The organism is Blastomonas ursincola (assembly GCF_013607875.1).
Taxonomy (GTDB): domain Bacteria; phylum Pseudomonadota; class Alphaproteobacteria; order Sphingomonadales; family Sphingomonadaceae; genus Blastomonas; species Blastomonas ursincola.
Genome location: NZ_VDES01000002.1, coordinates 729,313 through 746,510 on the forward strand (window position 1 = coordinate 729,313; position 17,198 = coordinate 746,510).

At 64.3% G+C, this 17,198-nt stretch carries 14 protein-coding genes; 10 read left to right on the top strand and 4 right to left on the bottom strand.

The features are described from left to right. Positions 1-29 precede the first annotated feature (29 nt). Positions 30-2,609 carry an ATP-dependent chaperone ClpB gene (gene clpB, locus FG486_RS09555; RefSeq protein WP_181267354.1) on the top strand — a complete coding sequence of 860 codons (2,580 nt, stop codon included), beginning with the start codon at positions 30-32 and terminating at the stop codon, positions 2,607-2,609. Between the two features lie 154 nt (positions 2,610-2,763). Here the strand turns inward: clpB and FG486_RS09560 are convergent, their stop codons facing one another. Then, positions 2,764-3,891 carry a DUF2891 domain-containing protein gene (locus tag FG486_RS09560; protein ID WP_206678381.1) on the bottom strand — a complete coding sequence of 376 codons (1,128 nt, stop codon included), beginning with the start codon at positions 3,889-3,891 and terminating at the stop codon, positions 2,764-2,766. A 154-nt stretch (positions 3,892-4,045) separates the two neighbouring features. Here FG486_RS09560 and FG486_RS09565 point away from each other — a divergent pair, with 154 nt between their 5' ends. From FG486_RS09565 to FG486_RS09595, 7 genes are all read left to right on the top strand, one after another. Further along, positions 4,046-5,473, top strand: a complete 1,428-nt coding sequence (locus FG486_RS09565; RefSeq protein ID WP_031318634.1) for a circularly permuted type 2 ATP-grasp protein — start codon at positions 4,046-4,048, stop codon at positions 5,471-5,473. Positions 5,474-5,504: 31 nt separating this feature from the next. Further along, positions 5,505-6,446 (top strand): alpha-E domain-containing protein, encoded by a 942-nt coding sequence (locus FG486_RS09570; RefSeq protein ID WP_060978741.1) that lies wholly within the window; start codon positions 5,505-5,507, stop codon positions 6,444-6,446. Positions 6,447-6,482: 36 nt separating this feature from the next. Beyond that, positions 6,483-7,298: a transglutaminase family protein gene (locus tag FG486_RS09575; RefSeq protein WP_066283956.1), complete on the top strand. Its 816-nt coding sequence runs from the start codon at positions 6,483-6,485 to the stop codon at positions 7,296-7,298. Between the two features lie 221 nt (positions 7,299-7,519). Continuing rightward, the gene (locus tag FG486_RS09580; RefSeq protein WP_066283953.1) at positions 7,520-8,251 is read left to right on the top strand and encodes a proteasome-type protease; all 732 of its coding nucleotides are present in this window, start codon (positions 7,520-7,522) and stop codon (positions 8,249-8,251) included. Between the two features lie 41 nt (positions 8,252-8,292). Continuing rightward, the gene (locus FG486_RS09585) at positions 8,293-9,696 is read left to right on the top strand and encodes a PQQ-dependent sugar dehydrogenase (RefSeq protein WP_181267355.1); all 1,404 of its coding nucleotides are present in this window, start codon (positions 8,293-8,295) and stop codon (positions 9,694-9,696) included. 172 nt (positions 9,697-9,868) lie between these two features. Then, positions 9,869-10,105 (top strand): hypothetical protein, encoded by a 237-nt coding sequence (locus tag FG486_RS09590; RefSeq protein ID WP_181267356.1) that lies wholly within the window; start codon positions 9,869-9,871, stop codon positions 10,103-10,105. A 3-nt stretch (positions 10,106-10,108) separates the two neighbouring features. Continuing rightward, positions 10,109-10,423 (top strand): HPF/RaiA family ribosome-associated protein, encoded by a 315-nt coding sequence (locus FG486_RS09595; RefSeq protein ID WP_066283940.1) that lies wholly within the window; start codon positions 10,109-10,111, stop codon positions 10,421-10,423. Between the two features lie 74 nt (positions 10,424-10,497). On the opposite strand, the gene FG486_RS09600 is transcribed toward FG486_RS09595, so the two are convergent. Both FG486_RS09600 and FG486_RS09605 read right to left on the bottom strand, forming a co-directional pair. Continuing rightward, the gene (locus tag FG486_RS09600) at positions 10,498-12,696 is read right to left on the bottom strand and encodes a M13 family metallopeptidase (protein WP_181267357.1); all 2,199 of its coding nucleotides are present in this window, start codon (positions 12,694-12,696) and stop codon (positions 10,498-10,500) included. 162 nt (positions 12,697-12,858) lie between these two features. Then, positions 12,859-14,544 carry an alkaline phosphatase D family protein gene (locus tag FG486_RS09605; RefSeq protein WP_206678382.1) on the bottom strand — a complete coding sequence of 562 codons (1,686 nt, stop codon included), beginning with the start codon at positions 14,542-14,544 and terminating at the stop codon, positions 12,859-12,861. A gap of 208 nt (positions 14,545-14,752) precedes the next feature. Here FG486_RS09605 and FG486_RS09610 point away from each other — a divergent pair, with 208 nt between their 5' ends. After that, positions 14,753-15,163 carry a tetratricopeptide repeat protein gene (locus FG486_RS09610; RefSeq protein WP_066283930.1) on the top strand — a complete coding sequence of 137 codons (411 nt, stop codon included), beginning with the start codon at positions 14,753-14,755 and terminating at the stop codon, positions 15,161-15,163. Between the two features lie 13 nt (positions 15,164-15,176). On the opposite strand, the gene FG486_RS09615 is transcribed toward FG486_RS09610, so the two are convergent. Next, entirely contained in the window at positions 15,177-15,452 is a 276-nt protein-coding gene (locus FG486_RS09615; protein WP_181267358.1) for a hypothetical protein, read from the bottom strand. Between the two features lie 137 nt (positions 15,453-15,589). Between FG486_RS09615 and FG486_RS09620 the strand changes: the two genes are divergently transcribed. Continuing rightward, the gene (locus FG486_RS09620; protein WP_181267359.1) at positions 15,590-17,140 is read left to right on the top strand and encodes a hypothetical protein; all 1,551 of its coding nucleotides are present in this window, start codon (positions 15,590-15,592) and stop codon (positions 17,138-17,140) included. The last annotated feature ends 58 nt before the right edge of the window (positions 17,141-17,198 follow it).

The window sequence follows — 17,198 nt, forward strand, 5'->3', positions numbered from 1 at the left end:
CAAGGGCTAGATAGGGTGGAGAAACTCCCATGAACCTCGAGAAATTTACCGACCGCGCCAAGGGCTTCCTGCAATCGGCGCAGACCGTTGCCATCCGCATGAGCCATCAGCGGATCAGCCCCGAACATATCCTGAAGGCGCTGCTCGAAGACAGCGAAGGCATGGCTGCCGGGCTGATCGCGCGCGCAGGGGGGCAGGCCCCGGTCGCCGTGCAGGAGGTCGATGCCCTGCTCGCCAAGGTGCCCGCCGTCTCGGGCGGCGGCGCACAGCAGACGCCTGGGTTGGACAATGACGCGGTGCGCCTGCTCGACAGCGCCGAACAGGTTGCCAGCAAGGCGGGCGACAGCTTCGTCACGGTCGAACGGCTGCTGCTCGCCATCGCGCTCGCCAAGGGCACCAAGGCGGGCGATCCGCTCGCCAAGGCCGGTGTCACGCCCGAAGCGCTCAACACCGCGATCAACGAACTGCGCGGGGGCCGCAGCGCCACCTCGGCCAGCGCCGAGGAAAGCTATGAGGCGATGAAGAAATACGCCCGCGACCTGACCGCGGTGGCGCGTGAGGGCAAGCTCGACCCGGTGATCGGCCGTGACGAGGAAATCCGCCGCACGGTGCAGATTCTCGCGCGGCGCACCAAGAACAACCCTGTGCTGATCGGCGAACCCGGCGTCGGCAAAACCGCGATCGCCGAAGGCCTCGCGCTGCGCATCGCCAATGGCGACGTGCCCGATAGCTTGAAGGACCGCCGCCTGATGGCGCTCGACATGGGTGCGCTGATCGCGGGTGCAAAGTATCGCGGCGAGTTCGAGGAGCGGCTCAAGGCGGTGCTCGACGAGGTCAAGGGCGCCGAGGGCGAGATCATCCTGTTCATCGACGAGATGCACACGCTGGTGGGGGCCGGCAAGGGCGAGGGCGCGATGGACGCCTCCAACCTGCTCAAGCCCGCGCTCGCACGCGGCGAGCTGCACTGCATCGGCGCGACCACGCTCGACGAATATCAGAAGCATGTCGAGAAGGACCCCGCGCTGCAGCGGCGGTTCCAGCCGGTGTTCGTCGGCGAACCCAATGTCGAGGACACGATCTCGATCCTGCGCGGGCTCAAGGAGAAATACGAGCTGCATCATGGCGTGCGGATCACCGACAATGCACTGGTGGCCGCCGCGACGCTCTCCAACCGCTATATCTCGGACCGCTTCCTGCCAGACAAGGCGATCGACCTGATGGACGAGGCGGCGAGCCGCATCCGCATGGAGGTGGAGAGCAAGCCCGAAGAGATCGAGGCGCTCGATCGGCGGATCATCCAGCTCAAGATCGAGGCTTCGGCGCTGGGCAAGGAAAGCGATGCCGCGTCGAAGGACCGGCTGGCGACGCTGCAGAAGGACCTGGCCGAGCTCGAACAGCAATCGGCCGAGCTGACCACGCGCTGGCAGGGCGAGAAGGACAAGATCCACGCCGAGGCGAAGCTCAAGGAAGATCTCGACGGCCTGCGCATCGAGCTCGAACAGGCGCAGCGCAACGGCGATCTCGCCCGCGCGGGCGAGCTGTCCTATGGCCGGATTCCCGAGCTGGAGCGCAAGCTGGCCGAGGCGCAGAGCCAGACCGCGAGCGCAATGCTGCGCGAGGAAGTCACCGAGGACGATATTGCCGCGGTGGTGAGCAAGTGGACCGGCATTCCGGTCGACCGGATGCTCGCGGGCGAGCGCGAGAAGCTGCTCGCGATGGAAGAGCATATCGGCAAGCGCGTGATCGGCCAGCAGGCGGCGGTCGAGGCGGTGTCCAAGGCGGTCCGGCGTTCGCGCGCGGGCTTGCAAGACCCCAACCGGCCGCTCGGCAGCTTCCTGTTCCTCGGCCCCACGGGCGTCGGCAAGACCGAGCTGACGCGCGCGCTGGCAGGCTTCCTGTTCGACGACGACAACGCGATGGTGCGCATCGACATGAGCGAGTTCATGGAGAAGCACGCGGTCGCGCGGCTGATCGGCGCGCCTCCGGGCTATGTCGGCTATGAGGAAGGTGGCGTGCTGACCGAGGCAGTACGGCGCAGGCCCTATCAGGTCGTGCTGTTCGACGAGGTCGAGAAGGCGCATCCCGACGTGTTCAACGTGCTGTTGCAGGTGCTCGACGATGGCCGTCTGACCGATGGCCAGGGCCGCACGGTCGATTTCTCGAACACGTTGATCATCCTCACCTCGAACCTGGGCAGCCAGTATCTCGCGGGCATGACCGAGGATCAGAAGGTCAAGGATGTCGAGCCGCAGGTGATGGAAGTGGTGCGCGGGCATTTCCGCCCCGAATTCCTCAACCGGCTCGACGAGATCATCCTGTTCCATCGCCTCGGCGAGGAGCATATGGCGCCGATCGTCGACATCCAGGTCGCGCGGGTGGCGAAGCTGCTCAAGGATCGCAAGATCACGATCGACCTGACCGACAGCGCGCGCAAATGGCTGGGCCGGGTGGGTTACGATCCGGTCTATGGCGCACGGCCGCTGAAGCGAGCGATCCAGAAGTATCTGCAGGATGCACTCGCCGACAAGCTGCTGCGCGGCGAGGTGCCCGATGGCTCGACCGTGCATGTGACGGACGGTGACGGGCAGCTGGTGCTGACGGTGGAGTGATGGTCCGCCACGGTTGATGGATTTGCGTTCCCCTCCCTGGCCAGGGAGGGGTTAGGGGTGGGTCGTCTGCCCCAGCATTGGCGCAATTTCGCTTACCCACCCCCAGCCCTTCCCTTGCAGGGAGGGGAGAGTGACCGCGCTAACCGTCCGCGTTTCAGCTACCTGCAATTCCCCGCTTGGTCGTGAGGTACGTCGCGAAGCTGCCCAGCCAGTGGCTGCCTTCGTAATTCTTGTCGCTCACCGCCTTGAGCCCGCTATCGGCGTGCAGCTTTGCGGTCGCGAGCAACGCGGGCACGCGCGGGTCGTCCTTGGGCAGCGCGCTTGCAATGCCTTCCATCGCCCAGGCGCGCGACAGGTTCACGCCGTCGAGATGCACAAGCTTGCCGTCGGTGGGATCGCGCACCTCGCCGGGGGTGAGCCATCCGGTCGAGCCGTCCGCCGGAATCTGCGGCAGGAACCGGCCCAGCCAGGCGGCATATTCCGCCTGCGGCATCACCCGGCGCATCAGGTCGGCCTCCATCAGACAGGGCGAAAGGAAATCCTCGCCCGACGGCTCATAGGCGAGCGGGCAGTTCACGTCCGCGCGGTGGAACTCGAGCGATTTCGCCACCAGCTGCTTTTCGAACGCGTCGTTATTCACCCGCCGCGCATAATCGAGCATCAGGCCGAAGGCGAAGGCGCTCTGGTTGTGCGTGCCCAGCCGGATCGGATAGGCGAGCTTGGGCAGCCAGGCCTCGGTCTCGCCGACGATCTTCTGTTCGAGCGGACGCAGCGTCTCGCGCCAGGCCTTCAGCTTCGGGTCCTCGCTTTCGTCGAGCTCGGCCACCAGTTGCAGGAACCAGGCGGTGCCATAGGGCCGCTCGAAGCCCTTGCGGCCTTCACCCTCGATATAGTTCAGCTCGGCCGCGATATTCTCCTTGGTGAAGCTGCGATCCAGCACTGCAAGGATTGCGGGCTTCATCGGCGATGCGGGATCGGTCTTCAGGATGCGCACCAGCAGCCAATGGCCGTGCACCGACGAGTGCCAGTCGAAACAGCCGTAAAAGGCAGGCGTCAGCTCGTGCGGCGGCTTTGCGTCGCCATCGTCGTTGAGCACATGCGCAATCTTGTTGGGATATTCCTTGTGCACGCAGGTGAGGGCCAGCCGCGCAAAGCGATCGTTCACCGCATCGGGTCGCGCCTCGGGGATCGCGATGGCGTCCTCCTCGCTCTTGGTTCCGGGCGATCCGCAGCCTGTGATCAGCAAAACGCCGGCCAGCGCCAGCCCCGTCCAGTTTTTCAATGCCGTGTCCCTTTCCAGCGTCCGAGGGCGAATACACACCAGAAGCCGGGGCGTGACAAGCGGTGCGCGTCGCAAATCGGTACGGAAGGGGGCGGATTATGGTGCGCATTTCCAGTCTTGCGGCAGTGCACAATAGCTGTCACATCTTATGTCAATGACAGGGGATAAACCGCACTTTGACGAGATGCTGCTGCCCGATGGTTCGGTGCGCGCACCCTATAGCGAATTTTGCGAATGGTATGGCGCGCAGGACGCATCCCGGTTGCGCACCAAGGCGCGCGATGCGGAGAATTTCTTCCGCCGCACCGGCATCACCTTCGCGGTCTATGGCGAGGAAGAGGCGAGCGAGCGGCTGATCCCGTTCGATATCGTCCCGCGCATCATCTCGGGCCGCGAATGGGCGCGCCTCAGCCGCGGCATCGAGCAGCGCGTGCGCGCGATCAACGCGTTCCTGCACGATATCTATCACCGCCAGGAGATCCTGCGCGCGGGCCGCATCCCGGTCGAGCTGATCGCGAGGAACGAGGCGTTCCTGCCGCAGATGATCGGCATGGACCCGCCGGGCGGCATCTACACGCACATCATCGGCGTCGATATCGTGCGCACCGGGCCCGACCAGTTCTATGTGCTCGAGGACAATGCGCGCACCCCCTCGGGCGTGTCGTACATGCTCGAGAACCGCGAGACGATGCTGCACATGTTCCCCGAGCTGTTCCGCAAGGTGCGGGTGCGCGAGGTGTCGGACTATCCGCGCAAGCTGCGCCGTTCGCTCGCCGCCAGCGCGCCGCGCGCGTGCAACGGCCCGCCCGAGATCGCGGTGCTGACCCCCGGCATCCACAACAGCGCCTATTTCGAGCACAGCTTCCTTGCCGACCAGATGGGGGCGGAGCTGGTCGAGGGACACGACCTGCGCGTGGTCGATGGTCGGGTCGCGATGCGCACCACCCAGGGCTATCGCGCGATCGATGTGCTCTATCGCCGGGTCGATGACGATTTTCTCGATCCGCTCACTTTCCGCCCCGATTCCGCGCTCGGCGTGCCGGGCATCATGGACGTGTATCGCGCCGGCGGAATCACCATCGCCAACGCGCCGGGCACCGGCATTTCCGACGACAAGGCGATCTACAGCTACATGCCCGAGATCGTCGAATTCTATACCGGCGAGAAGGCGATCCTCGAAAACGTGCCGACCTGGCGCTGCTCGGAAGCGGATTCGCTCGCCTATGTGATGGAGCATCTGCACGAACTGGTGGTGAAGGAAGTCCACGGATCGGGCGGCTATGGCATGCTGGTCGGACCGGCGGCGAGCCGCAAGGAGATTGCCGCGTTCCGTCAGAAGCTGAAGGCGCGGCCCGGCAATTATATCGCGCAGCCCACGCTCTCGCTCTCCACCGTGCCGATCATGACGCGCCAGGGCCTCGCCCCGCGCCATGTCGACCTGAGGCCCTTCGTGCTCGTTTCGCCCAATGGCATCGACATCACGCCGGGCGGGCTCACCCGCGTCGCGCTCAAGAAAGGTTCGCTCGTGGTCAATTCGAGCCAGGGCGGCGGCACCAAGGACAGCTGGGTGCTCGACGAATGAGCGCGGGAATGACGATCGGGGGGACGCGCTGATGCTCGGCAAGACCGCAGGCGGCCTGTTCTGGATGCAGCGCTATCTGGAGCGCAGCGAGAATATCGCGCGGCTGGTCGACGCCGGCTTCCGCATCGCATTGACGCGATCGGAAGCCGCCGAGGACGAATGGGCCTCGGTGCTGACGACGGCCGGCGTGCGCCAGGCCTATGCGCAGCGCTATGACAAGGTCGATGGCTCTAGCGTCATCAACTTCCTGCTGCGCGACAAGACCAACCCCTCGAGCGTGCTGTCGGTGATCGAGGCGGCGCGCAACAACGCGCGGCTGGTGCGCACTGCGCTGACCCGCGAGGTGTGGGAGGCGACCAACGAATGCTGGATGACGCTGAAGGAAGCATTGCGCACGCAGATTTCGGATAACGAGCTTCCCGATGTGCTGAGCCTCATCCGCCAGCAGAGTGCGCAGGTGCGCGGCGCGCAGAGCGGCACGATGATGCGCAACGACATCTATTTCTTCGCGCAATTGGGCACGTTCGTCGAGCGGGCGGACAGCACCGCGCGCATCCTCGACGTCAAATATTACGTGCTGCTGCCCTCGCTGTCCTATGTCGGGTCGAGCCTGGACAATGTGCAATGGGAGACGATCCTGCGCTCGGTCTCCGCCTACCGCGCGTTCCGCTGGCTCAACCCCGGTGAGACGAACCCGCGCAACATCGCGCAGTTCATGATCCTCGACCAGGTGATGCCGCGTTCGCTGTCCTTCTGTGCCAGCCGCATGGCGAGCGCGCTCGAAGCGATCGCGCGCGAATATGGTGGGGCAGGCGACAGCCTCCACCAGGCGGCCGGGCTGAGCCAGGAACTTGCGAACACCAATATCGACATGATCGTCGATAATGGGCTGCACCAGTTCATCCAGGATTTCATCAAGCGCAACAACAGCATCTCGGCGCAGATCGAGCAGGAATTCCGCTTCTATCATTGAGGCGGGGCGGAATTTTACAGGGGTTACGGGTCACTCATGCGGCTGCACATCGTCCATCGGACAAGCTATCATTACGACACGCCCATGCCCTATGCGCTGCAGCGGCTGCGCATGATCCCCAAGGATTCGCACGGGCAGAAGGTGATCCGCTGGACGACCAATGTCGATGGCGGCACCAAGCAGGTCGAGTTCTACGATCACCACAACAACCATGTCGAACTTTTCAGCTTCGATCCCGACCAGCACGAGATCGTCATCCAGTGCGAGGGCGAGGTCGAGACCAGCGATCATGCCGGGATGGTCGGCCAGCATATCGGCTCGGCGCCCTTGTGGTATTTCAAGCGCGAGACGCCGTTCACTCGGCCTGGCCCTGCCATCCGCAAGCTGCTGCGCCAGTTCGAGGACCCGGGCACCAGCAGCGGCGATGCGCCCCGGCTCCATGCGCTGTCGGCGCTGGTGCGCGGCGCGGTGGCCTATCAGGTCGGGCAGACCGGTGTCACCACCACTGCGGAAGAGGCGCTGAACGCCGGCCATGGCGTGTGCCAGGACCATGCGCATCTGTTCATCACGCTCGCCCGGATGCTCGGCTATCCGGCGCGCTATGTCAGCGGCTATCTGCTGATGAACGACCGGGTCGATCAGGATGCCGGCCACGGCTGGGCCGAGGTGCACGTGAACGGCCTGGGCTGGGTCGGTTTCGATGTCTCCAACGGCTATTCGCCCGACGAGCGCTATGTCCGTGTCGCCACTGGGCTCGATTATCGCGAGGCTGCGCCGATCGCGGGGATCACCTTTGGCCGCGGCACCGAGGCGATGACGGTGACGCTGCAAGTGCAGCAGGTCCAGCAGTAAGGCAACGACCGGGCTAGGCTCGTCACCCCCGCGCAGGCGGGGTCCCGCTTACTTTCGTCAAGCGCAACAGAAGCGGGATTCGCGCGTTCGCGGGAATGACGATGTGGCTTGTACAGTTGGTTGGCGCAGCCCGACTTTTCCACAACGGCCATTGCCGCTTGACCGATTGTTGCGCATCGCGCCTTATGCGCGCCATGCGAATGAAGGGGGAGGACGCTCCTATGACATATTGCGTCGGGATGCGCCTGGACAAGGGGCTGGTGTTCATGTCGGACACCCGGACGAACTCGGGTGTCGACAATATCAGCACGTTCAAGAAGATGTTCACTTGGGAAAAGCCGGGCGATCGCTACATCACGGTGATGACGGCGGGCAATCTGGCGACCACCCAGGGCGTGGTCAGCGTGCTCGAGGAGCGCACCAAGGCGCCGCACGAGCGCAAGCCTTCGATCATGGAGGCGCCCACCATGTTTCAGGTCGCGCGCATCATCGGCGAGACGCTGCGCGACGAGATTGCGCGGACCCGCGCCATCGCGGGCGAAAGCGCATCCTCGACGTTCAGCGCGTCGATGATCGTCGGCGGCCAGATTGCCGGCATGGACCCCAAGCTGTTCATGATCTACCCCGAGGGCAATTTCATCGAGGCGGGCGATGACACGCCCTTCTTCCAGATCGGCGAGACCAAATATGGTCGCCCGATCCTGGTGCGCGCCTATGATCGCGACATGTCGTTTCACGATGCGATCAAGCTGCTGATGGTGTCGTTCGATTCGACGATCAAGGCGAACCTGTCCGTGGCGCTGCCGCTCGATCTGCAGATCTATGCCGCAAACAGCTTTGCTGGGCGCAACCGGCGGATTCAGGCGAGCGATCCCTATTACAACCTGATCGCCGACCAGTGGAGCGATGCGTTGAAAAACGCGTTTCATTCCCTGCCCGATTATACCGGGTGATGCCGCTTGCGCCTGCCGATGGCGCGCCCTAATTTGGGCCCATGAAAACCAAGACGCGCAACATCCTCATTTTTCTGGGCCTCACGACTGCGGTTGTCGGGGGTGCCGGCTGGTATTTCCTGAGCGGTGACAAGGCGCAGCTCGATATCGCCCAGGTCAGCGGCCCGTCGCCGGAAATCACCGCGCCCCGCAAGGAAATCTTCCCGACGATCAATGTCGCAGATGTGAAGCCCTGGGGCCCGAACGAAGCCCCCAAGGCGGCCGAAGGGCTGCAGGTGGCGCGTTTTGCCGATGGGCTCGATCATCCGCGATCGATGCTGGTGTTGCCCAATGGCGATGTGCTGGTCGCCGAAACCAACAGTCCGCCGCGTGAAAATCCCGGCATCGAAGGCATGGTGATGCGCCTGCTGATGAACAAGGCGGGCGCGGGCGTCAAATCGGCAAACCGCATCTCGCTGCTGCGCGACAGTGATGGCGACGGCAAGGCCGAGACGAAGACGCCGTTCCTCGAAGGGCTGAACTCGCCTTATGGCATGGTGCTGATTGGCGACACGCTCTATGTCGCGAACACCGACGCCGTCATGGCTTTCCCCTATTCGGAAGGGCAGACGAAGATCACCGCCAAGGGCCGCAAGGTGCTGAGCCTGCCCGCCCAGAAGCCCAACAACCACTGGACGCGCAACCTGATCGCCAATGCTGACGGCACCAAGCTGTTCGTCGCCATCGGCTCCGCCTCGAACGTCGCAGAAAAGGGGCTGGAGGTCGAGAAGGGCCGCGCGCGGATCATCGAGCTTGACCTGGCGACCGGCAAGAAGCGCGACTTCGCGGTCGGCCTGCGCAACCCGGTCGGCATGGCCTGGGAGCCCAGTTCGGACGCGCTGTGGACCGTGGTCAACGAACGCGACATGCTGGGATCGGACCTCGTGCCCGATTACCTCACCAAGGTGGAAGCCGGCATGCATTTCGGCTGGCCGTGGAATTACTGGGGCGGATACGAGGATTTCCGCGTCGAGCCGCGCCGTCCGGAGCTGCGCGAATATACCCGCCGTCCCGATTATGCGCTCGGCACCCATGTCGCGCCTCTGGGCCTGACATTTGCGGAGAAGGCCGCGCTGGGCAGCGGCTTTGCCAATGGCGCGTTCGTAGCGCTGCACGGATCGTGGAATCGCAAGCCGGCGTCGGGCTACAAGGTGGTGTTCGTGCCGTTCGGCGACAACGGTCGCCCTGCGGTCATCCGCGATGCCAAGGGCAAGGTCACCGGCGGGTTGCCGGTCAACGTGCTCTCAGGCTTTCTCACCAAGAGCGGCGATGCCAAGGGCCGCCCGACCGACGTAACGATCGACAGCAAGGGCGCGCTTCTGGTCACCGATGACGTCTCGGGTATCGTGTGGCGGGTGAGCAATCCCAAGGTCCAGGCCAAGCCGGTTCAGACCGCGATGCGTTGAACTTATCCCCTCCCTTCAGGAAGGGGTGCCCGAAGGGTGGGGTGGGCTACGCAGACGACTACGCCATGACCCACCCCGGTTCAGCAAGCTGAACCTGCTCCTAGCGCACGTGGGAGGGGAGAATTGCGCTTCAAGAGCAGGAACTTGGCCGCGCCCGCCGCGTAAGTCCTGCATGAGCAACAAACCTGACGATACCTCGCCCGCGCCCGATCAGGTGCGCCTGGCGGAGAAGGCGCTGAAGCTGAAACAGCAAGGCGCACAGCCCGATGGTCCGGACTATCTGGAGCATCAGACCGATACTGCGGATATGGGCCGGATCGATGGTCCAAGTGATCACGATCCGCCGATGGGCGCGCTCGACGCCGAAGGCCATCGCCCGGTTCTCGAACGCTCCAGAAAGGTCCGCTGATCCATGCATATCCAGTTCAACACCGACAATCGGATTACCGGCGATGAGGCTCTGGCTGCACAGGCGGAACAAATCGTCGAGTCACGGCTGAATCGTTTCTCGAGCCGCCTGTCGCGCGTCGAGGTCCATCTCGCCGATGTGAACGGCCCCAAGGGCGGTAGCGACGATATCGTGTGCACGCTCGAGGCGCGGCCCGAGGGGGGCAAGCCGGTGACGGTCAAGGGGAATGCGGGTCAGGTCGAAAGCGCGATCCGCGATGCCTCGGACAAGATGCAGGCGCTGCTCGATACGCATTTCGGCAAGCTGCGCACGCACTGATTGCCACGAATTCCAACGAAAAAGGCCCGCTGTCACGGCAATGACAGCGGGCCTTTTCTGTTGCTCCTGCGAGGTTACCAGATGCGGATACGCTGTTCCGGCGGCAGGTAGAGCGCGTCACCGGGCTTCACGTTGAACGCCTTGTACCATTCGTCGAAATTGCGGACGGTGCCGTTGGCGCGATAGTTGGGCGGCGAGTGCGGATCGGTGTTGAGCTGCTGGCGCAGATACTCGTCGCGCGACTTGTTCCGCCACACCTGTGCCCAGGCCATGAAGAAGCGCTGGTCGCCGGTCAGCCCGTCGATCACCTTGTCTTCCTTGCCGTTCAAGTGGATTTTGTACGCGCGATAGGCCATCGAGAGACCGCCGACATCCCCGATATTCTCACCCAGCGTCAGCGCGCCGTTGACGCAGGTCTTGCCGTCGTCGAGCGGGCACAAGGCGCTGTACTGGGCGACGAGCGCGCTGGTCAGCTTCTTGAAATTCGCCTGATCTTCCGGCGTCCACCAGTCGCGCAGCACGCCGTCGCCGTCCGACTTGGAACCCTGATCGTCGAAGCCATGGCCCATCTCATGGCCGATGACACCGCCGATCGCGCCATAGTTCACCGCAGGGTCCGCTGACAGGTTGAAGAAGGGCGGCTGCAGGATGGCGGCGGGGAAGACGATCTCGTTGCGCGGCGGCGAATAATAGGCGTTCACCGTCTGCGGCAGCATGAACCATTCAGTCTTGTCGATCGGCTTGCCCAGCTTGGACAGATTGTCGCGATAGGCCCAGGTGCCTGCCGCGATCGCATTGTCGAGCGCCTTGCCGGGCGTGATCGTCAGCGTGTCATAGGTCTCGAACTTCTCGGTATAGCCGATCTTGGGGGTGAACTTGGCCAGCTTCTGCCGCGCCTCGACCTTGGTCGCCTCGCCCATCCACTTGATGTCGTTGAGGTTGGCGGCCATCGCCTTGCGGAGGTTGCCGACCAGCTCGTCCATCGCGGCCTTGTTTTCGGCCGGGAAATAGCGGTCCGCATAGATCTTGCCGACGATCTCGCCCATCGATCCCTCGACCGCCGCAACACCGCGCTGCCAACGCTCGCGCTGCTGCTTCTGGCCGCCGAGCACGGTGCCGTAGAACGCGAAATTGGCCGCATCGATGTCCGAGGGCAGCACGCTTGCCGCGTTCGACAGGAAGCCCGCTGCCAGCCAGGCCTGCCACGCCTCGATCGGCGCGGTGTTGGCGAGCTTGAACAGGCCGGGAATGCCGCTGCCGAGCTTTGCTACCTGTTCGGGCGTCAGCTTCTCCGTCGCGATTTCCTCGGCGGTCGGAGTGAGCTGGCGCACGACATATTCCTGCTCGCCGTCGACGCCCACGGTCTTGATGAAGGTCTCGACCGGAAAGCCGTTGCCCAGCGCGAGCATCTCGGCCTTGCTCAGCTTGTTATACGTGATGTTGCGGTTGCGGCCGATGGCGCGGTCCCAGTGCTCGGTGGCAATGGCCTTTTCAAGGTCATAGACCATCTGTGCCGCCTTGGCCGGATCGGCATAGCCCGCCTTGCCCAGCAGGAAGGTCAGATACTGCATATAGGCGGCGCGGACCTTGAGGTTCGCCTCGCTGTCGACCAGGTAGTAATCGCGGTCGGGCATGCCGAGGCCCGCCTGGGTGACCTGGAAGATATACTTGTCGGTCTGCTTGGAATCGATGTCGACGAACCCGGCGATCGGGCTGCGGAAACCGGGCGTGCCGAACAGCTTCGCCAGGTCCTCGCGCGTCTTCACCGCCTTGATCTTGTCGAGATAGGGCTGGGCAGGGGCGAGGCCTGCAGCGTCGATCGCGGCGGTATCGAGATAGGCATTGTAGAACGCGGCGACCTTACCTGCGCCGGTGTTGATCGCGGGCTTGGTAGCAGCAAGTTCGTCGATGATCTTGCGTACGCGCTGCTCGGACTTTTCGGCAAGTAGGGTGAAGGCGCCATAGCGCGAACGGTCGGCGGGAATCTCGAACGTGTCGAGCCACTTGCCGTTGACGTACGCGTAGAAATCGTCGCCCGGCTTGACGGCGGGGTTCATCAGTGTCGTGTCGACGCCCCAGGTGCCCCAGAAATCGCGCGCGGTGGTGGTGATGCCTTCGGCATCGGTGGTGCCGCCGCTGGCGGTATCGCCCGCGGCTTCGGCCTCGATCAGCATGTCGATATCGCCCGGCTGGGCATCGTGCTCATGCGCCTGGGCGGGTGCAGCCGCGAGTGCGACCAGCGCGGCGGACGCGAGCAGGAAATTCTTGACCATTATAGCTCCCCGGATGGTGTCTGAAGGCCCGGACATACGGGCGCTTGCCATCGACCCGCAGCGTGCGGGAGGCGATGATGGTTTCAAACGTAATCGGACACCCCGGGGGCTGCAAAGCTTTTCGGCAGGCGGTCGTTTGTCGTCGACAAACGGCTTGGACGATCAGGCCGACAGCGTGGCGTCCGCAGGGCTCCAGCGCGACCAACCGGGCTCGGCCAGGACCTTGCGGCCCGGCAGCACGCTGCGGCTTTCGGTTCCGGCAAGGTCGAGCGTGTGTTCGCGGATGGTGCGCATCGCATGCCAGTTGGCGGTGGCGCGGTCCTGGGTGAGATTGACCGTCATATAGCCGCGGCTGCTGGTATCCGCCCATTTGAGCTGCGGGTTGCCGCGGATCAGCGCGCCGGCCACGTCCTTGGGCGCGACCGTCGGAGCATAGGTCTCGAAGCCGGGCGAGCTGACCGAATGGCCGGCGAACTCGACCCCCGCCGGCTTGCCATCGGCGGCCAGATCGAAGCCCCAGGCGTTGTGGCTGTCGCCCGAGAGCACGACCAGATCGGCATCGGCGGCCTGGGCGGACTTGAGCAGCGCCTCGCGCTGGACCGGGTAGCCGTCCCACGCATCCATGTTGAACGGCAGCCCCGCCTGGCTCGCGGTAAGACCAGCGGCGGAGCGGGTGCGGACGATCTCGGGTGCGTCCTTGGGCACCCATTGCGCGGTTTCGACCGGCAGCTTGAGTGAGCCCATCACGCATTGCTGCGCCCAGACCTGCCAGCGCGTGCCAGACGCCTTCGATGCCTTGAACTGCTCGCCCAGCCAGCGCGCCTGATCGTCGCCCAGCATGTGGCGGCTCGGGTCCATCCATGTCTCGTCGCGGAACTTGGCCAGCGCCTTGGCCAGATCGCCGCCACCGGCAAAGGCCTCGGCCAGCTCGGCGGGCTTGTCGCGGCCCGACAGGCGGCTTTCGGTTCGGATGATCGTCGCGAGATTGCCGATTTGATAGCTGGTCCACAGCGCATCGGCGGGGTTGAGGTCGGCCACCGGCATCCATTCGCGATAGACCTGCTCGGCAATGCGGCGGCGGGTGGCATAGTCGCCCTCGGCCCCGTCCTGATGGTTCTGCGCGCCGCCCTTCCAGGCGTCGTTGGCGATCTCGTGATCGTCCCACATCGCGATCATCGGTACGCTCTGGTGCAGCGCCTGCAGATCGGGATCGAGCCGGTAACTGGCATAGCGCAGGCGATAGTCGGCGAGCGTGATCATCTCGTGATCGGGCTGGACGAGACGACCGGCCAGCGCCTGGGCGCGCGTCGGGTACACGTCCGGGCCATATTCATAGATATAGTCGCCCAGATGCAGCGCGAGGTCGATATCCTTGCGCGCGGCGGCATGACCATAGGCGTTGAACCAGCCGAAGGGCAGGTTGGAGCAGGAAAAGACGCCAAGATTGAACGCCTGCGTTTCGCCTTTCGGCAAGGTGCGCGTGCGGCCCACGGGTGACTTGGATCCGTCTGCGGCCACGAAGCGGTAGTAGTACCAGCTGCCGGGCTTCAGGCCGCGCACGGTGATCTTGGCGATATGATCGCGCGCGCCGCTGGCCGTCACCGATCCGCCGCCGACAACCTTGACGAAATCGGGCGTCGCGGAGAGTTCTGCGGTCAGTCGCGCGTCATTGTCTGCGACATAGCGCGTCCACAGCAGCACCGAATCGGCGGAGGGCTCGCCGCTCGCCACGCCATGGGTGAAGCCGCGCGCCGACGCGAAGGCCAGGGCTGCGCCGGGCAGCGAAAGCGCCGCAAGCCCGAAGGTTCCGGCCTTGAGCAGCAGTCGGCGATCGATCGTCATGGTCATGGGCACGCCCCTCTCGTGTTGTGTTTGCGTCCATCGGACAGCGCGGGCGCCTTTTGGTCAAGGGACATTGCGGGCGTGTGACAATCGTCCAGTCGGAGAAAATTACAGAAATATGACATTAAGGAGTATTTTATGTGACATTCATATTGCCATGGGTGTCACATAAGCGTAGCATTTGGCTCGTCACACACAGAAAGGATATGCTGACATGAACACCAAAGTTATCACATTCGCGGCCCTGGCCGCCCTCGGTATGGCTGCTCCGGCGATTGCCCAGCCTGTGCAGAACCGGGCGGCGGCGAACGAAATCGGCTATGAGAGCGGCTCGCTCGGCTATGCCGCGCTGCTCAAGGGCAATTATCCGGTCGCGCTCGAACAGATGCAGGCGGCTGAGCAACAGGTTTCTCCTTCCGCCCGGCGCGATCCCGCACGGTTGATCAACATGGGCCTGGCCTATGCCAAGATGGGCGATCTCACCCAGGCGCGCAGCCATTATCAGGCCGCGATCGACGCCGAGCGCTCGTTCGACGTGATCCTGTCCGACGGGCGGGTGATGGACAGCCGCGTCGCCGCACGGCACGCGCTGCGTCGTCTCGACCAGGGCTATGCCAGCCGCTGATCGCGCTCTGCCATCAAGGGCTGACTGAATCGACCCGGCCGGAGATCATCCGGTCGGGTCTTGTCTTGTGGATGAGCCAATGTGACACATTGGCCACGCAAGGCACGCATAATCGCTTCATCTGCACGCCGCCCGTGCGCGCGGCAATTGTTTGCAATGCCCTGACCGACGCCCAGGCCATTGGCCTAACGCGCCGAAAACCAACAGTTTTGTCGCTCAGGCGCGGCGTTTGTCGCACAATTTTCACATAAGACTCCAAAGAGTCATATTCCTGTCGCTGCTCTGTCATGGAAATGGCCCCGCCGGGTCATCATGCCTGCCTATCTGCCGCCTCGAACGGTGTTCCAGGGGGTGGAATCAGCTCATCTCCGCTCGTTCCTCAAAAGGCTGACAGTGATCGCTGTCCTGATTTGCGGAGATTCCAAGATGCTTAATGCACGTGTTCGTTCGGTCCTGATGGTCTCGGTGGCCGCGCTCGCGGTTTCGGCCTGCGGTGCAGACGATGTTGCCTCGCCCGGCGAAGGCACGATCGTCGTTCCCGCCCCCGCTCCGGCACCTGCCCCGGCTCCGACTCCGACGCCCACCCCGACGCCGACCCCCACCGGCCCGGCTGCCGACTGCCCCAATGGCACCGCCAATGTTGGCACCATCACCACCGGCGGTGGCGCTGTCGTCCGCAACTGCCAGCTTTCGGGAACCATCACCACCAACCTGGTGATCCCGCGTCGCGCCGGCACCGTCTATTCGCTTTCGGGCCGCGTCCAGGTCGGCATCGATGTCGGTCCCACCGCCAGCACCGGCACCCCCGCCATCCTGACCATCGAGCCGGGCGTGACCTTCTTCGGTTCGTCGGGCGCCGACTTCCTGCTGGTCAATCGCGGTTCGCAGCTGTTCGCCGAAGGCACCGCCGATCGTCCGATCATCTTCACCGCGCGTGACAACATCACCGGCGCCGCAACGGCCAACTCCAAGGGCCTGTGGGGCGGTGTCGTGATCCTCGGCCGTGCGCCGCTGTCCGATTGCGCCACCGGTTCGCCGACCAACCCGGGCGGCACCCGCACCGATTGCTCGGGTGTGGTGGAAGGCACCAACGCCAATTATGGCGGTGCCGTCCCGACCGACAATAGCGGCCGCATCGCCTTCTTCCAGGTCCGCTATTCGGGCTTCGAAGTCCAGCCGGGCAACGAGCTGAACGGCATCACGCTGGCAGGCGTGGGCTCGGGCACCTTCTTCCAGAACGTGCAGGTCTATAACAGCTCGGACGACGGCATCGAATGGTTCGGCGGACGCGTCAACGGCCGCAACCTGGTCGGCCTGGGCAATGACGACGACACGTTCGACATGGACCTCGGCTACAAGGGCTTCAACCAGTTCCTGCTCGGCATCCAGACCGCCAGCGCCAACCACGTGATCGAAGGCGATTCGAACGGCAACGAGCAGGCCGAACCGCGCACCGCCTGGTCGATGTCGAACGCGACCTTCGTATCGACCCAGACCACGGCTGACGAAGCCGCCATCCTGCTGCGTGGCGGCATGGACTTTGCCGCGTTCAACAGCGTCATCACCGGTCCCGGCTGGTGTCTCGATGTCGACTCGGCCGTGACCGTGCAGCCAACCGGCACCGCGGGTGCAGGCGACGAAGCTGGTCCGCCGCGCTTCGAATCGGTGTTCCTGAGCTGCCCCAACGCCTTTACCGACGATGGCAACGTCACCGTCGCGGCGATCCAGGCGCTGTTCACCGGTGGCACCAACAACACCACCAACGGCACCTCGACGCTGTCGGGCATCTTCATCAACGGCGCGAACGAAACCGCGCGTCCGGTGTTCAACGTGACCGCGATCAACAGCTTCTACACCGCCGTCACCTATATCGGCGCTGTGCGCGATGCGGCCGACACCCGCTTCCAGGGCTGGACCTGCGGCCTCTACAGCTCGACCCCGGCCTGCACCGCTGTGCCGAGCATTCCGACCACCTGATTGCAGACCGCTGACCGGTTCCGGGGCGGCGGCGAACAAGCGCCGCCGCCCCTTTTTT

Bases quoted from the DNA above. Each gene is read 5' to 3' on its own strand.
- clpB (WP_181267354.1), top strand. From the start codon at position 30: ATGAACCTCGAGAAATTTACCGACCGCGCCAAGGGCTTCCTGCAATCG.
- FG486_RS09565 (WP_031318634.1), top strand. From the start codon at position 4,046: ATGACAGGGGATAAACCGCACTTTGACGAGATGCTGCTGCCCGATGGT.
- FG486_RS09570 (WP_060978741.1), top strand. From the start codon at position 5,505: ATGCTCGGCAAGACCGCAGGCGGCCTGTTCTGGATGCAGCGCTATCTG.
- FG486_RS09575 (WP_066283956.1), top strand. From the start codon at position 6,483: ATGCGGCTGCACATCGTCCATCGGACAAGCTATCATTACGACACGCCC.
- FG486_RS09580 (WP_066283953.1), top strand. From the start codon at position 7,520: ATGACATATTGCGTCGGGATGCGCCTGGACAAGGGGCTGGTGTTCATG.
- FG486_RS09585 (WP_181267355.1), top strand. From the start codon at position 8,293: ATGAAAACCAAGACGCGCAACATCCTCATTTTTCTGGGCCTCACGACT.
- FG486_RS09590 (WP_181267356.1), top strand. From the start codon at position 9,869: ATGAGCAACAAACCTGACGATACCTCGCCCGCGCCCGATCAGGTGCGC.
- FG486_RS09595 (WP_066283940.1), top strand. From the start codon at position 10,109: ATGCATATCCAGTTCAACACCGACAATCGGATTACCGGCGATGAGGCT.
- FG486_RS09600 (WP_181267357.1), bottom strand. From the start codon at position 12,696: ATGGTCAAGAATTTCCTGCTCGCGTCCGCCGCGCTGGTCGCACTCGCG.
- FG486_RS09605 (WP_206678382.1), bottom strand. From the start codon at position 14,544: ATGACCATGACGATCGATCGCCGACTGCTGCTCAAGGCCGGAACCTTC.
- FG486_RS09610 (WP_066283930.1), top strand. From the start codon at position 14,753: ATGAACACCAAAGTTATCACATTCGCGGCCCTGGCCGCCCTCGGTATG.
- FG486_RS09615 (WP_181267358.1), bottom strand. From the start codon at position 15,452: ATGACAGAGCAGCGACAGGAATATGACTCTTTGGAGTCTTATGTGAAA.
- FG486_RS09620 (WP_181267359.1), top strand. From the start codon at position 15,590: ATGCTTAATGCACGTGTTCGTTCGGTCCTGATGGTCTCGGTGGCCGCG.